The following is a 16,018-nucleotide window of genomic DNA, read 5'->3' as shown; positions in this document are numbered from 1 at the left end:
CCATGATGGACATCCGTACCCTGCTCACCGAACTCGATCGCGCCGGCGTCCACCTGTGGACCCAGGACGGGGAACTCCGCTTCCGCGCGCCCAAGGGTGCACTCACCGACACCCACCGTGCGGCCGTGCGCGACCACCGCGCCGAGGTCATCGCCCACCTGGAGGCCACCGCCCCCGCGCTGACCCCCGCCCCCGAGGCCCGCCACGAGCCCTTCCCCCTCACCGAGGTGCAGGCCGCCTACCTGATCGGCCGAGGCAACGCCTACGACCACGGCGGTCTGGACTGTCACGCCTATCTGGAACTGGACGTCGCCGACCTCGACCCCGCCCGGCTGTCCACTGCCTGGGCCGCACTGGTGGACCGGCACGACATGCTGCGCGTCACGGTGTCCGAGGACGGCTTCCAGCAGGTCCTCGACCATCCGGTGGGGGAGTCCTTCACGGTGACCGAGACCGGTGACCCCGACGCGTCGGTGCGGCAGGCACGCGCCCGGTTGAGCGACGGCCGTCCCGCCGGGGAGGAGCGCCCCTTGGTGCGTCTGCACCTGACCCGCTCGCGCCGGCGCAGCGTCCTGCACCTCTCGGTGAACCTGATCGCCGCCGACTACGCCAGCGTCCAGCTCCTGCTGGCCGAGCTCGCCGCGTTCTACGCCGATCCCGCATACGCCCCGGCCCCCCTCGCGCTTTCCTTCCGCGACTACGTCCTGGCGCGGCGCGCGCTCAAGGACGGCCCCCTCTACCAGCGGGACCGCGCCTACTGGTCCGAGCGCCTCGCCGACCTGCCCGCCGCCCCCGAACTGCCCACCGTTGACGGCACCACCGCCGAGCCCGCCTTCACCCGGCATGCCGCGGTCCTGCGCACGGACCAGTGGGCGGGCCTGCGCGAGCGCGCGGAGCGGCACGGCCTGACCCCTTCCGCCGTGGCCTTGGCGGCCTATGCCGACACCATCGCCCGGTGGAGCCGCCGCCCCAGTTTCACCCTCGCCCTGCCCGTCGACCAGCGCCTGGATCTGCACCCCGACGTCCATCGGCTCGTGGGCGACTTCACCGCCGTCACCCTGCTGGCGGTCGAGGACCACGGTGCGCTGCCCTTCGCCGAACGCGCCGCCCTGCTGCACGCGCGTCTGCTCGACGACCTCGACCACGGCCTGTTCACCGGGGGAGAGGTCCTGGCCGAGCACACCCGTCGCCGGGGCACCCCTGGTGCGCTCATGCCGGTGGTCTTCACCAGCACCCTGGGTGCCCGAAGCGCGCCGGAAGCCGACTCCTGGGCGGCCCGGGAGGTCCACGGCATCAGCCAGACCCCGCAGGTGTGGATCGACTGCCAGGTCAAGGAAATCGCAACCGGCCTGGCCGTCAACTGGGACGTGCGCGACGGAGTCCTGCCCGAAGGGCTGGCCGCGGACGCTTTCGGCGCCTACACCGATCTGCTGGCCCGCCTCGCCGAGGACGACGGCGCATGGACCGAGGACGCCCCCCTGCGCCTACCCGGCCACCAGGCCGACTCCCGCGCCGACGCCAACGCCACCGGGGCCCCCTGCCCGCCGGCGCTCCTGCACGAGGCGGTGGTGGCGGCCGCGCTGGCGACACCCGGGGAACCCGCGGTCATCACAGCCGGCGAGGTGCTCACGCACGGGGAACTCCTGGCCGCCGCAATCGCCACCGCGGCCAGGCTGTCCTCGACCGGTTGCGCTCCGGGGTCGCGGGTGGCCATCCTCATGGACAAAGGTCCTGAACAGGTCGTGGCGGCCCACGCCGTCCTCCTCGCCGGGTGCGCCTACGTTCCGGTCGACGTCAACCAGCCGACCGCCCGCCGCGACGTCATCCTCGCCGATGCCGCCGTCACCCACGTCCTCACCCAGTCCTGGTTGGTCGAGGCGGTGGACACCGAGCGTCACACCCCCGTGTGCGTCGACGAGATCGACCCCGCCCCCGGCCCGCTCGCCCCGCCGAAGAGCCAGGCCGCCCCCGACGACCTGGCCTACGTCATCTACACCTCCGGTTCCACCGGGACGCCCAAGGGCGTCATGGTGGCCCACGCCGCGGCCCTCAACACCGTCGCCGACGTCAACGAACGCTTCGGCGTCGGTCCCGACGACCGCGTCCTGGCCCTGGCCAATCTCGGCTTCGACCTGAGCGTCTACGACCTGTTCGGGCCGCTGGCCGCAGGCGGCGCGATCGTGCTTCCCGACGCCGAACGGCGCGGTGACCCCTCGCACTGGGCCGAACTCGCGACCCGGCACCGCGTCACCCTGTGGAACTCGGTCCCCGCTCAGTTGCAGATGCTCGGCGACTACCTGGCCTCCGGTACCGACGAGGACCTGTCGGCCCTGCGCCTGGCACTGGTATCGGGCGACTGGATCCCGGTCACCCTGCCCGACACCCTCCGCTCGGCCGTCCCCGGCCTGGAACTGGTCAGCCTGGGTGGAGCCACCGAGGCCGCCATCTGGTCCATCCACCACCGCATCGGTGTGGTCGACCCCGACTGGCCCAGCATCCCCTACGGGCGCCCCCTCGCAGGCCAGACCTTCCACGTCCTGGACCCGGCCCTGCGCGACCGTCCCGACTGGGTCGCGGGCGAGCTCTACATCGGCGGTGCGGGCCTCGCCCAGGGGTACCTGGGCGACCCCGAGCGCACCGCCGAGCGTTTCATCACCCGGCCCGCCACCGGTGAGCGCCTGTACCGCACCGGCGACCTGGGGCGCTACCGGCCCGGCGGCGACATCGAGTTCCTGGGAAGGGAGGACTCCCAGGTCAAGATCCGCGGTTACCGGATCGAGCTCGCCGAGATCGAATCGGCGGTGCAGAACCACCCCGGGGTGGCGACCGCCGCCGTCGTCGCGGTCGGCCCCCGCGACGCCCGCAGGCTCGCGGCCTTCGCCGAACCCGCCCGCTCCACCACCCCGCCCCCCGCCCCCGACGGCCTCGCCGAGGCCGCCACCGCGGCCCACCGCGCGGCGACCGCGGACCTGGACCGCGACGACCTCGATGTGTTCCTGACGGCCTTGGACGAGGTCGCACTGGGTGCCGTCACCAGGACCCTCACCACGGCCGGCCTGTTCGGTGCCCCCGACACGGCCCACTCCTTCGAGGAAGTGGCGGCTGCCCTGGACGCCCAGCGCACGCACCACCGCCTGCTGAGGCGCTGGCTGGTGGCCCTGGTGCGCGAGGGCCGGTTGGCCTGTGACGACGAGGGGGCCTTCCGTGGCCTGAGCGCAGTCACCGCCGAACAGCAGAAGGCCGCGTGGCAGCGCGCGACGGAGGCCGAGCGACGCGTGAACTACGGCACCGAACTACTGGAGTACATGCGCACCTGCGCCGACCGGCTTCCCGAGCTCGTCAGCGGGAGCCTGGACGTGCGCAGCCTGCTCTTCCCGGGCGCCGACCTGGAGACCGCCGGAGCCGCCTACCGGGACAATCTCGCGATCCGCCACCTCAACGCCGCAGCGGCGGCCGCGCTGGCGCGCATCGCCGGACAGCACGTGGGGGAGGAGCGCCTGCGCGTCATGGAACTGGGCGCGGGCGTCGGGGGCACCACCGCCGCCCTGGTGCCGGCTCTGGCCGAGTACGGGGTGGACTACCTGTTCACCGACGTCTCGCCGTTCTTCCTGACCGAGGCCAGGGAGCAGTTCGCCGACTTTCCCTGGGTGCGGTACGGCCTCTTCGACGTCAACCTGCCGGTACGCGACCAGGGCCACCTGCCCAGCACCGTGGACGTCGTCGTCGCCGCCAACGTCCTGCACAACGCCGTCGACGCCGCAGCCGCGCTGGAGGCCGCACGAGAACTGCTCGTCCCCGGCGGGCACCTGCTGTTCATCGAGACCACCAAGGAGGGGCAGTACCCGCTCATGGTGTCCATGGAATTCCTGGAGGGCCTGGCCGGGGGGCATCGGGACCTGCGTGCGGACGCCGACCAGACCTTCGCCACACGCGACCAGTGGCGGACCCTGCTGGCCGGGGCGGGGGCCGAGGAGCCCCTGGTACTGCCCGCCGAGGACGATCGGCTGGTCGGGGCCGGGCAGAGCCTGTTCCTGACCCGCCTCGCCACCGACCGGGTCCCCGTCAGCACCGGTGAGCTGACCAGGCACGTTGCGGCTCGACTGCCCGACTACATGGTGCCCGGCCAATGGCAGCTGCTGGACGCGCTCCCGTTGACGGCCAACGGCAAGGTCGACCGCGCGGCACTGGAACGCCTGCTGCCGCGCGAGGCGGAGGGTGCACGAGTGGCCACCGTCTCCGCCGAGCCCGCCGACGACCTCGAACGCGGACTGGTCGGCCTCTGGCAGGAGCTCCTGGAGCGCGAACACGTCGGCCGCGACGACGACTTCTTCGCCCTCGGCGGCGACTCGCTGCTCGTGGCCCGAATGGTGGGCCGTCTCGGCGAACACGTCGAAGCCGCCGGGGACATCGAGTGGGAGGTCGTACTGCGCCATATGCTGCGCACCCCCACCGTCGCGGGCCTCGCCGCCTATCTGCGCGGACTCGACGGTAGGACCGACGCCGCCCAGGAGCGCGCCGCGGCCACTCCCTACGTGCGTCTCAACGGCTCCGGCGGCCCCGTCACCGCCATCGTGCACGCCGGGACGGGAACCCTGGTGCCCTACCGCTCCCTCATCACCGAGATCCGTCGACGATCGGGCGGTGCCTCGACCCTGGCCGGGCTGGAGCTGCCCCGCACCGGCGAGTTCCTGGACGCAGACCCCTCCGTCATCATCAAGAAGTGGGCCGCCGACTACGCCCGCGCGCTGTTGGACACCGGCGGCAGCCGCTTCCACGTGGTGGGGTACTGCCTGGGCGGCCTGATCGCCACGGAGGTGGCCCGCACCCTCGGGGAGGCCGGTGCCGAAGTCGCCTCGCTCACCGCCATCAGCACGCACCGACCGCCCTTCCGCCTCGACGACGAGCTGATCTCGGAGTACGCCTTCGCGGTCATGATGGGCATCGACCCGGCGCGTGTGGGGTTCCCCGCCGACGAGAACCGGGTCTCCGCCGCCTCCGACGTCCTCTTGGAGCAGACGCCGGGCCTGCTTCCCGACGGTGCGATCGGCCGCCTGCGGGGTGAATACGCCGACGTCGCGGAGTGCTTCAGGGAACTGGCCGCGCTTCCGCGCGATGTCAGGGTGCGGCGGATGACCGCGGCCGTTCCCGCCTCGGCCGGGACGTACGAGCCCGAGGCGCTGATGAACCTCTTCCGCATCTTCCGGCAGAGCGTCTTCGCGATCTCGCGCTACGAGCCGGAGCCCTACGCCGGCGACGTCACGTTCCTGCGCCACAGCGGCGCCTACCCCTTCCCCGGCAACAAGGAGAGCGTCACCGACTACTGGGAACGCCTGGTCCTGGGAACCCTGACGGTCACCGAGATCCCCGGCGACCACTTCAGCTGCCTGTCGGTGCCCTACGCCCCGGGCATCGTCAAGCTGCTCGCCGAGATCACCGACGGCGACGTGATCGCATGACCGCGCCCATCGCGGTCCTGGGCGCCACCGGCGCCGTCGGCACCGCCGCGGCCAGAGCCCTGCACGGGCTCTGGCCCGGCCCCCTGCGCCTGGGCGCGCGCGGCCCCGCTCCACTGCGGGCCCTGACCGCAGAGCTGGGGCCCGGAACCGAGGCTGTCGTCGTGGACCTGGCCGATGACGCGGCGCTGTCGGCGTTCTGCGCGGGCGCGCGCGTCGTCCTCAACTGCGCGGGCCCCTCCTACGCGGTGGTGGACCGGGTGGCCCTCGCCGCCCTCGCCGCCGGCGCCGACTACGCGGACGTCACCGGGGACGACCCCTGCCACGACCGTCTGGCCCCGTTGGGCCTCGCGGAACGGGGACGTACCGCCGTGCTGTCGGCCGGCGTCCTGCCCGGTCTCTCGGCACTGCTGCCGCGACTGCTCACCCCGCACGGCGCCGACGCGCACCTGAGCGCCTACACCGGCGGGTTGGAGGAGTGCACGCCCACCGCGGCCGCCGACATGGCTCTGTCATTGCCGGGGTCTGCCACCGGTTTCTCCTTCGGCGAGTCCCTGGCCGCCTGGCGCGGGGGGCGGCGTGTCGCGCGCGCGTTGCGCGCCCAGGAAGGTGTCCGGGTCCCCTTCTTCCCCGCGTCGGCCCATCTCCAACCATTCCTGACCGGTGAGGCCGAGCGGTTGGCCGTCGACCTCGGGTTCGACGGCCTCGACTGGTACACGGTCCATCCCGGAACGGCCGCCCGCGCCGTCCTGACCGAGGCCGCGGGACGCCCCCTCCACCGTGCCGAGGAGTTCGACCGGTTCACCGCCCGGCTGCGCGCGGCAGCCGACCTCGACCTGGCCGGTCGCGTCCCCTACTACCTGCTGGCCTACGTCCTCACCGATCGCGTGGCGGGCCGTGGGCGCGTGCGTTCCCTGGCGGTCCGTCTGACCGACAGCTACCGGACCACGGGATACGTCGGGGCCCTGGCGGCCCACGCCCTGGTGGGCGGCCGGATCGAGCCGGGGGTGCACTACGCGGCCCGTGTCCTGGACCCCGCCGACACCGTCGCGCGGCTCACCGACGCGGGGGTGATGGAGCCGGTGCGGTTCCAGGAGGGCGTCCCGCAATTCGACGACGTCGAGGAGGGAGCGCTGTGACCCCGCCACTGCGCACCATCGTGTGCGGAACGGGGTTCGGCCGCTTCTACGCCGACGCGGTCACCGCCGCACCGGGGTTCGAACTCGTCGGGATCCTCGCCCGGGGCGGGGGGTTCTCCCGCAGGCACGCCCGGCACCTGGGCGTGCCCCTGTACACCGACCCCGCCGGTCTGCCCGGCGACGTCGACGCGGCATGCGTAGTGGTGGGGGCAGGGGTCTCAGGGGGCCAGGGCGGCATGCTCGCGCGCACCCTCCTGGAACGAGGCGTCCACGTGCTCCAGGAGCACCCCGTGGGGTACGGGGAACTCGCGGGCGCCATGCGCGCGGCGCGCGGCGGCGGAGTCCGCTACCGGCTCAACCCCTTCTACCGTCACGTCCGCCCGGTACGCCGCTTCCTCGAAGCTGCCGCAGCGCTGCGCACCCGAACGACTGTGCGCGCGGTGGAGGCCACCGTGGCCCTACAGGTGCTCCACCCCCTGGTGGACGTCCTGGGGGCGGCCCTCGGGGGACTGCGGCCGTGGGCCTTCGCGGAGCCGGTCGAGTTCGATGCCGAGCTGGCCGCCCTGGCGGCCACCCCCCAGCCCTACCGGGTGGTCCAAGGCGTCGTCGGCGGCGTCCCGGCCACTCTTCGGGTGCAGAACCAGATGGACCCCCTCGACGCCGACAACGGCGCGCTTCTGTGGCACCGGTTGGCCCTGGCCACCGACGCCGGTGTGCTCACCCTGGCCGACACCCACGGCCCCGTGGTCTGGAGCCCGCGCCTGCACGCCCCCCGCGATTCCCATCACCGCCTGCGCCATGACGGGCCCGACACCGGATACCTGGACGTGGCGAGTACGGCCGTCCTGGAGGGGACCGGGGCCGGGACGCTCCGCGAGGTCTTCACCCGGTTGTGGCCCGATGCCCTGGGCCGCGCGCTGGCGGGGTTCGCCCGCGACGTCGCGGGCGGCGCCGACGCGCTGCGTGTCGGCGAGTACGATCTCGCGGCCAGCCGGATGTGGCAGGACCTCACCGGCCGGTTGGGGCCTCCCGATCTCGTGCGCTCGCTCGCCCCGCCGACCGTACGGCTCGCCGACCTCCACACCACCACTGGACGATCATGACCGCGAACCCGACCGACTCCTGGCTGCGCCGCTACCGGCCCCGCCCCCACGCCCGCCTGCGTCTGCTGTGCCTGCCCCATGCCGGCGGCGGCGCAGGCTCCTACCGAGGGTGGACGCCGCTGCTGCCCGCGGGGATCGACCTCGTGTGCGTCCAGTACCCCGGGCGGGAGGACCGCCTGGACGAGCCGCCCGTGGACGACATGGCGACCCTGGTGGCCGGGATCGCCGACGCGGTCACCCCACTGATCGACCGCCCCTACGCGCTGTTCGGTCACTCCATGGGGACCGCCGTGGCCTTCGAACTGGGACGGGAACTGCGCAGGCGCGGCTTCGTCGAACCGGTCCGGTTGTTCGCCTCGGGGCGCCGGGCACCCGCCGCCCGCCTGGGAGGACGCGTGCACGAAGGCGACGACGAGTCCCTGGTGGACGAGCTCACCCGTTTGGGCGGTACCGAGCGCGCCATCTTCGATGACCCCGGGATGCGGGAGATGATCCTGGGCTATGTCCGGGCCGACTACCGGCTGATCGAACGCTACGTTCCCGCGGAGGGACCGCCGTTGGGCTGCCCCGTGAGTGTCTTCCTGGGCGACGCCGACCCCGAGGTGGGCGTGGAACAGGCCCGGGGGTGGGCGCGGACCACCACCGGCCGCCTGGACGTCGAGGTGTTCCCCGGGGACCACTTCTACCTCGTGCCCGGGCGCAGGCAAGTGGTCAACACACTCGTGCGCCGCCTGGACCCCGCGCTGGCGCACGACTCCCCGCCCTGGCCCAGCACCCCGTGACATCCCCTCCCCCAGCCGCACCGCGGCCTGGCAAAGAAGGCATTCTGTGATCGACTACTACTCTCCGGCCGCCGAGTTCTTCGACCTGGTCGGGCACCGCCACATGGCCAGCAGTGGCCCGGCGCTGCGCGCCGCCCTGGCCGGCTTGGACACTTCCCACGGCCCTGTCGTGGACATCGGGGCGGGCACCGGACTGGTCACTGCGACCATCGCCGAGGTGCTGCCCGGTGCCGACATCATCAGCGCCGAGCCCTCGCCCAACATGCGCGCCATCCTCACCAGCCGTGTCTACGGAGACCCGGGGCTGCGCCGGAGGGTGACGGTGGTGCCGGAACCCGCCCAGGAGTTGGAGCTGCCCGACTCCATCTCCGCGGCCGTGATCTTCGGGGTGGCCGGGCACCTCACTCGGCCCGAGCGCATCCATCTGTGGCGCCGGCTCTCCCAGCGGTTGCCAGTGGGCGCGCCGATCGTGGTGGAGCTGATGGGTGTGGACACCCCGCGCACGATTCCGGCGACCCGGATGGTGCGCGAAACGGTGGGTGCGCAGACCTACGAGTGGTGGATCGCGGGTGAGCCCGCCGGGCCCACCGTCATGCGCTGGAACACGGAGTGGCGGGTCTTCCGCGAGGGCCGCAGGGTGCGCACCGTGGAGGACTCCTACGACTGGGAGACCTTCGGCGTGGACCAGTTGGCGGTCGAATCGGGGCTGACCAGTCGCCAGATCACCCATCTGGGCAGAGAGGTCACCCCCGAGATCGGGGTGCTGGTCAAGTGAGGCGCCCGATTCGTTCCTCCTGGGAGGGCCGGGGGAGTAGTATTAAAAATGAAAATCATTTTCGTTTTGAGTATGCATCCCTCCCCGTGCTCGTTCCCTTCCCGGGCCGTCCCGCCGAGCCGCCCCCCGCCACCGCCTCCCCCCGAGGCCGTACCCCCAGAAACGGAGGACACCCCGGATGAGCGCAGCAGCCCCCGCCCGGCCGCTGGCAACACTGCTCGCCCCGATCAAGGGGCGCATGCGTGCCGCCGTGGCCTGCCAGGTCGCCTCCTCCGCGCTCGGCCTGGTCCCCCTGGTCGCCGTCGTGGAGATCGGCCGCCTCTTCCTGGCGGACGCCGAACCCCCCGGCCCCGGCCACGCCTGGGCACTGGTCGCCGCCGCCGTTGTCGGTGCGGTGGCCGCCCTGGCCTTCGCCGCTGCGGCCACCCTGGTCAGCCACCACGCCGACAACGACATGCAGCTGTCGGTGCGCCGGTCCCTTGCCCAACGCCTGGGCAGCGCACCCCTGGGCTGGTTCACCGCACAGGGCTCGGGCCGGGTCAAGAAGGCGCTGCACGACGACGTCTCCGAAGTGCACTCCCTGGTCGCCCACACCCTGTTGGACCTCGCCTCGGCCGTCACCGTTCCACTGGTCGCCCTCGTCTACCTGTTCGTCGTCGACTGGCGTCTGGCCCTGGTCAGCGTTGCGGTCGTCGCCACCGGGGTCCTGCTGTTCGCCCGTGCGATGGCCGGGTCCATGGCCAAGATGGCCGACTACGCCGCCGCGATGAACGACGTCAACGCCGGCGTCGTGGAGTTCGTCGACGGCATCGGGGTCGTCAAGCACTTCGGCGGCCAGCACCGCGCACACGCGCGCTTCACCCGCGCCACCGACGCCTTCGCCGACTTCTTCGCCTCGTGGTCGCGCTCCACCATGGCCCCCTCGGTAGGCTCCTTCCTCGTGCTGTCGGCCCCGGTGGTCACCGTGGTCGTCACCGTCGCCGGGACGCTCTTCGCCCTCCAGGGCTGGAGTGCGCCGCTCGACGTCGTGGCCTTCGCGCTGCTCGCCCCCGCCCTGTGCGCGCCCATGAACGTCATCGGTTCACGTGTACAGCAACTCCAGGCAGCCGGCGCCGCCGCACGCCGCGTCACCGACCTGATGGCGCTGCCCACCCTCCCCGAGGGCACCGCACGCCTGCCGGTAGGCAGTCGAGTCGTCCTGGACGGGGTGCACTTCTCCTATCCCGCTACCGAGGAGGACACCGGCAACACCGAGGCAGTGGCCGGGGTGGACCTGGTCCTGGAGCCGGGGACGGTGACCGCGCTGGTAGGCCCCTCAGGGGCGGGCAAGTCCACCCTGGCCGCACTACTGGCGCGTTTTCACGACGTCACCGCGGGCTCCATCACAGTGGGCGGCGCCGACCTGCGCGACATCCCCACCGGTGAGCTCTACCGCAGCATCGGCTTCGTGTTCCAGGACGTCCAACTGCTGCGCACCTCCATTCGCGACAACATCGCCCTGAGCCGCCCCGACGCGGCCCTCCGGGAGATCGAGGCAGCCGCACGCGCCGCCAGCATCCACGAGCGCCTCGCCGCCCTCCCCCGCGGCTACGACTCGGTCGTCGGCGAGGACGCCCACCTCTCGGGCGGGGAAGCCCAACGCGTCTCCATCGCCCGCGCGCTGCTCGCCGACCCGCCCGTGCTCGTCCTGGACGAGGCCACCGCCTTCGCCGACCCCGAGTCGGAGGCGGCCATCCAGGACGCGCTCTCCGCGCTGACCCGGGGGCGCACCCTCCTGGTCATCGCCCACCGCTTGGCCACCGTCACCAACGCCGACCACATCGTCGTCCTCGACCACGGCCGCGTCGCCCAACAGGGCACCCACGAGCGGCTGCTGGCCGAATCGGGACGCTACGCCCGGCTCTGGGCGGCCCAGAGCACACCCGACGCAGGCCACGACAAGGAGACCTCTCGGTGATGACCTCGTTCCTGCGGGCCCTGGGCCCCGAGCACGTCGGCCCGATCCGCGCCCGGCTGGCCCTCGTCCTCGTGGTCTCGGCCTTGCAGGGGGCCGTGTTCGCGCTGCTCGTGCCGGTCGTCGCGGTCCTGCTCGGTCCCGACCCGGCCGCCGTCCTGCCATGGGTGGGGGCACTGGCCGGCACCACCACGGTCTATGCCGTGCTGCGTGCCCTCGGCCTCTACGCCAACTTCAGCCTGGGCGGCTCCATCTCCCGTGCCCTGCACCGGCGCATCGGCGGTCACGTGGTGCGTCTGCCCCTGGGCTGGTTCACCGGAGCACGCCTGGGCGAGCTCAACCGCACCGCCACCAGTGCCGTCAGCCAGACCATGCAGGTACCGGTGCACATCGTGCCGCCCCTCGCCGACGCCGTGGTCACCCCGTTGGTCGCCGTCGGCGTGCTCGCCTTCTACGACTGGCGCCTCGCCGCCGCGGCGGCGGTGTGCGCCCCGTTGCTATGGCTCGCCTTTCGCCACGGCAACGCCGCAGTGGAACGCAACGACGCGGCCGTCGACGCGGCCGGGGACGAGGCTGCCGGTCGGGTCCTGGAGTACGCCCGCGCCCAACCGGTCCTGCGCGCGTTCGGCCGGGTCGGGACCGAACGCTCCGCCCTCGACACCGCGCTGGTCGCCCAGCACGCAGCCGCGCGCCGCCTGCTCACCCGAGCGGTACCCGCCATCGTCGGATTCGGATTCCTGGTCCGCCTGGTCTTCGCCCTGCTCCTGGTCATGGCCGTGTACTCCGCCCTCGGTGGGGACCTCGACGCGGCCCTGCTCGTCGGCCTGCTGGTGCTCATCGCGCGCTGCATCCAGCCCCTCGGTGCGGCAGCGGAGCTCGGAGCGGCACTGCGGATGGCCAGGAGCGGACCGGACCGCATCAACGCGCTCCTCGCCGTCCGGCCACTGCCAGAGCCAAAGACCCCGGCCGACCCACCGGGCTCCGACATCGTCTTCCAGGACGTCTCCTTCGCCTACGGGGACGGCCCTGACGTCCTCCGCGACGTCTCCTTCACCGTCGCGGAACGGTCCATGACGGCACTGGTGGGCCCCTCCGGATCGGGCAAGACCACCGTGGTGCGCCTGCTCGCCCGCTTCTACGATCCCACGAGCGGACGCATCACCCTGGGGGGCGCCGACGCGCGCGCCATCGGCAGCGACGGCGTCTCCGAGCGCGTGGCCATGGTCTTCCAGGACGTCTATCTCTTCGACGGTTCCATCACCGACAACATCCGCGTGGGCCGGCCCGGCGCGACCGACGCAGAGGTCGCCCGGGCGGCCACCCGCGCCGGACTGGACCCGGTCCTGGCCGAACTTCCCAAAGGCGCGGACACCCGTGTCGGCGAAGGCGGCGTCGCGCTGTCCGGCGGCCAGAAGCAGCGCGTCTCCATCGCCCGTGCCCTGCTCAAGGATGCCCCGATCATCGTCCTGGACGAGGCGACCGCGGCACTCGACCCCGAGAACGAGGCCATCGTGGCCACAGCCATCGGGGAACTCGCCCGCGATCGCACCCTCCTGGTCATCGCCCACCGCCTGGGCACCGTGCGCAACGCCGACCAGATCCTCTTCCTCGACGGTCGAGGCATCGCCGAACGCGGCACCCACGACGAACTCCTTGCCCGCGACGGCCGCTACGCCGACTTCCTGCGCAGTCGGGAGCGCGCCCGGGGCTGGCGCCTCACCGCCCGACCCTCCTAGAAAACACGTCGCACGCGACCACGAGCCCCGCTTCCCGTCCGCCTGCACCACCCCGGAGAGAACCCATGTCCACCCCCGCCGACTTCCCCGTCCCCCGGACCTGCCCCTTCACCCCGCCCGACTCCTACGACGCCATGCGCGCAGCCGGTCCCCTCACCCGCGTCACCATCCCCAGCGGCAAGCGGGCGTGGCTGCTGACCCGGCACACCGACGTGCGCGCCGCCCTGGCGGACCCGGCTGCCAGCTCCGACGCCCGTAACCCCGACTTCCCGGCATTGGGCCACGGGGAGCAGCAGGTCGCCGCCGAACTACGCCCCTTCATCCGCATGGACCCCCCCGACCACACCCTTGTCCGCCGCATGCTCGTCGGCGAGTTCACCCTCAAACGCACCCGTGCACTGGGCCCCGTCATCGAGCAGACCTGTCACGAGCAGCTGGCCCGCATGCTCTCCCTGACACCGCCGGTCGACCTGGTGACCGAGTATGCCAACCGCGTCTCCACCACCGTGATCTGCCACCTGCTCGGTGTGCCCACCGAGGACCTTGAGTTCTTCCGTTCCATCACCACCGTCACCGGTGCGCGCTCCAGTACCGCCGAACAGGTCGGTGCGGCCCTGAACGACCTGTTCGCGCTGATCAACCGGCTTGTCGACGACAAGACGGCCAACCCCTGCGACGACCTGATCAGCCGGCTGGCCCTCGGACCGCTGGAGCGGGGGGAGATCACCCGATCCTCGTTGCTCTCCCAGATCGGCATCACCCTCAACGCCGGACACGAGACCTCGCGCAACATGATCCCCCTGGCCGCGGTCGCCCTCCTGCGCCACCCCGACCAGCTGGCGAAGCTGCGCGACGACCCCGGCCGCTGGCCCGCGGCGGTCGACGAGCTCCTGCGCTACCTTTCGGTGGCCGACACCATCACCCTGCGCGTGGCCACCGCCGACATCGAGCTGGAGGGGGCCACCATCCCCGCGGGCGATGCCTTCATCCCACTGTTGGGCGCGGCCAACCACGACCCGGCCGCCTTCGCCGACCCCCACGTCTTCGACATCGACCGCCCCGAGCGCCACCACGTCGCCTTCGGTTACGGAGTGCACCAGTGCATCGGTCAGAACCTCGGTCGCCTCGAACTGGAGATCGCACTGCGGGTTCTCACGGACGGAGCACCCGCCCTCGCCCTCACGGAACCCTTCGAGGAACTTCCGCTCAAGGACACCTCCGCCATCTTCGGCCTCGAACAGGTCCGGGTCTCCTGGTGAACGCGCCCCGACTCCGTGCCGACCGTGCGAGGTGCACGGGCGCCGGCCAGTGCGCGCGCACTGCGCCCACCCTGTTCGACCAGGACGACGACGGGCTCGCCGTTCTCCTGATCCCCAACCCTCCCGTTGAGGCGCTGTCCCAGGCGCGCCTGGCGGCCGACCTGTGCCCATCGGGAGCGATCGCCCTGCACGGCGACCTCCCTCGCGCACGTCCCATCACCGAGTAGACCCCGAGAAGAGAACACGCCACCGATGAACACACCTCGCCGACATGTCGCCGCAGCCGCCTCGGCCCTCCTACTGCTGGGGGCGGGCTGCGCGAACACTGCCGACAGCTCGGCTGACGTCCCCGCCTTGCGCTACGCCGCGGTCGGAGCCCCGGCGGCCACCGCCACGGATCCCCACGGCCGCGTCGGCAACGAGTCCGACTACACCCGTTTCGCAATGCTCTACGACGTGCTGACCTACCCCGACGAGAACGGCGGGATCCAGCCGAGGCTGGCCGTGTCCTGGGACTCCGAGGACCTCACGACCTGGGCGGTGACCCTGCGCGACGACGCTGTGTTCAGTGACGGAACCCCCGTCACCGCCGAGGACGTCCTGTTCTCGCTGCGTCGCATCCAGGGCAAGGGCGCGGAGAACAACGGCCGGCTCTCCATGTTCGACCTCGATGCCTCCGCGACCACCGGAGAGCACACCCTCGACCTGGTCACCAAGGGTCCCTATGCGGAGTTCGCCTCGGCGGTCGCCTCCCTCACCTTCGTCGTCCCCGAGGGCAGCGACGACTTCACCGGCGACCCCGTCCCCGGATCGGGCCCCTTCACCGACACGGGCGAGGGTGACGACACCACTGCCGTCCTCACCCGGAACGACGCGTGGTGGGGGAGCACTCCGGGTGTCGAACGCCTGGAGATCCTGGCCATGCCCGACGCCCAGACCCGGGCGGAAGCGGTCGCCTCCGGGCAGGCCGACGCCGCCGGGAGCATCAGCCCCGCCACAGCGAGCCGGTACGAGGAACAGGACGGCTTCACGGTGCTGCGCCGTCCCGGAGCCGTCAACTATCCCCTGGTCATGGACACCCGGACCGAGCCCTTCGACGACCCCGACGTGCGCCGTGCGGTGAAACTGGCGCTGGACCGCGACCAACTGGTGCAGACCGTATTCCTCGGTTTCGGGGAGCCCGGCACCGACGTCCTTTCACCCAACGAGCCGACGTCGCCCGACGCGGCCCCCGTCCGCCGCGACCTCGCCGAGGCCGAGCGCCTGCTGGAGGAGTCCGGCCGCGCGGACGGCATCGAACTGACCCTGACCACCACCAACTCCTATCCCGGGATGGAGGAGGCCGCCACCCTCGCCGCCGAACAACTGGGCGAGGCCGGCATCGACGTCACCGTCGAGGTCCACCCGCCCGACACCTACTGGACCGAGGTCTGGAACGTCGAACCGTTCTATCTCAACAGCCTCGGCGGCAGCGGGTTCGTGGACTTCGCCCGCATGGCGCTGCTCTCCGAGGGGCCCATCAACGAGACGGGCTGGACCGACGCCGACTTCGACGCCGACTTCCAGGAGGCCCTGGCCACCGCGGACGACGCACGACGCGGCGAACTTCTGGGTGCGCTCCAGAGCACGGTCGCCGATGAGGGCGGCTACGTGGTGTGGGGGCTCGGCGACGGCCTCGACCTGATCGCTGAAGGCGTCCGGGGCATGCCGACCGGCCCCGGCTTCAACCGCATCTTCATCGAGAACGCCACCGTCGGCGGCTGATCCCCGGCCCGGTGCGGGCCGCTCCGCCCCGGCGGCCCGCATTCTTTCCCTCC

At 72.3% G+C, this 16,018-nt stretch carries 10 protein-coding genes; all 10 read left to right on the top strand.

Annotated features, from left to right (window positions below; all coding sequences use genetic code 11):
- The first annotated feature begins 2 nt into the window (after nt 1-2).
- The 10 genes from QSJ59_RS22500 to QSJ59_RS22455 all read left to right on the top strand — a co-directional run bounded on the left by QSJ59_RS22500 (nt 3) and on the right by QSJ59_RS22455 (nt 15,965).
- Nucleotides 3-5,456 carry a non-ribosomal peptide synthetase gene (locus tag QSJ59_RS22500; RefSeq protein ID WP_285761742.1) on the top strand — a complete coding sequence of 1,818 codons (5,454 nt, stop codon included), beginning with the start codon at nt 3-5 and terminating at the stop codon, nt 5,454-5,456.
- On the top strand, nt 5,453-6,592 hold the full coding sequence (locus QSJ59_RS22495; protein WP_285761741.1) for a saccharopine dehydrogenase NADP-binding domain-containing protein: 1,140 nt from the start codon (nt 5,453-5,455) through the stop codon (nt 6,590-6,592). Before QSJ59_RS22500 ends, QSJ59_RS22495 begins: the two co-directional genes overlap by 4 nt.
- The gene (locus QSJ59_RS22490) at nt 6,589-7,695 is read left to right on the top strand and encodes a Gfo/Idh/MocA family oxidoreductase (RefSeq protein ID WP_285761740.1); all 1,107 of its coding nucleotides are present in this window, start codon (nt 6,589-6,591) and stop codon (nt 7,693-7,695) included. Before QSJ59_RS22495 ends, QSJ59_RS22490 begins: the two co-directional genes overlap by 4 nt.
- Nucleotides 7,692-8,477, top strand: a complete 786-nt coding sequence (locus tag QSJ59_RS22485; protein WP_285761739.1) for a thioesterase II family protein — start codon at nt 7,692-7,694, stop codon at nt 8,475-8,477. Before QSJ59_RS22490 ends, QSJ59_RS22485 begins: the two co-directional genes overlap by 4 nt.
- A 46-nt stretch (nt 8,478-8,523) precedes the next feature.
- Complete coding sequence (locus QSJ59_RS22480) at nt 8,524-9,252, top strand: class I SAM-dependent methyltransferase (protein ID WP_285761738.1); 729 nt, start codon at nt 8,524-8,526, stop codon at nt 9,250-9,252.
- Nucleotides 9,253-9,430: 178 nt separating this feature from the next.
- Nucleotides 9,431-11,209: an ABC transporter ATP-binding protein gene (locus QSJ59_RS22475; protein WP_285761737.1), complete on the top strand. Its 1,779-nt coding sequence runs from the start codon at nt 9,431-9,433 to the stop codon at nt 11,207-11,209.
- Nucleotides 11,209-12,942: an ABC transporter ATP-binding protein gene (locus QSJ59_RS22470; protein ID WP_285761736.1), complete on the top strand. Its 1,734-nt coding sequence runs from the start codon at nt 11,209-11,211 to the stop codon at nt 12,940-12,942. The genes QSJ59_RS22475 and QSJ59_RS22470 overlap by 1 nt, the downstream gene beginning before the upstream one ends.
- A 65-nt stretch (nt 12,943-13,007) precedes the next feature.
- A complete protein-coding gene (locus tag QSJ59_RS22465) occupies nt 13,008-14,201 on the top strand; it encodes a cytochrome P450 (RefSeq protein ID WP_285761735.1) in 1,194 nt (397 codons plus the stop codon).
- A complete protein-coding gene (locus tag QSJ59_RS22460; RefSeq protein WP_285761734.1) occupies nt 14,198-14,428 on the top strand; it encodes a ferredoxin in 231 nt (76 codons plus the stop codon). Before QSJ59_RS22465 ends, QSJ59_RS22460 begins: the two co-directional genes overlap by 4 nt.
- Before the next feature lie 25 nt (nt 14,429-14,453).
- Nucleotides 14,454-15,965, top strand: coding sequence for an ABC transporter substrate-binding protein (locus tag QSJ59_RS22455; RefSeq protein ID WP_285761733.1), 1,512 nt, complete (start codon nt 14,454-14,456; stop codon nt 15,963-15,965).
- Nucleotides 15,966-16,018: the final 53 nt, after the last annotated feature.

This window comes from Nocardiopsis ansamitocini, from assembly GCF_030268225.1.
In the GTDB taxonomy this organism is placed as follows: domain Bacteria; phylum Actinomycetota; class Actinomycetes; order Streptosporangiales; family Streptosporangiaceae; genus Nocardiopsis_D; species Nocardiopsis_D ansamitocini.
This window is presented reverse-complemented; position numbering and strand designations above follow the sequence as displayed.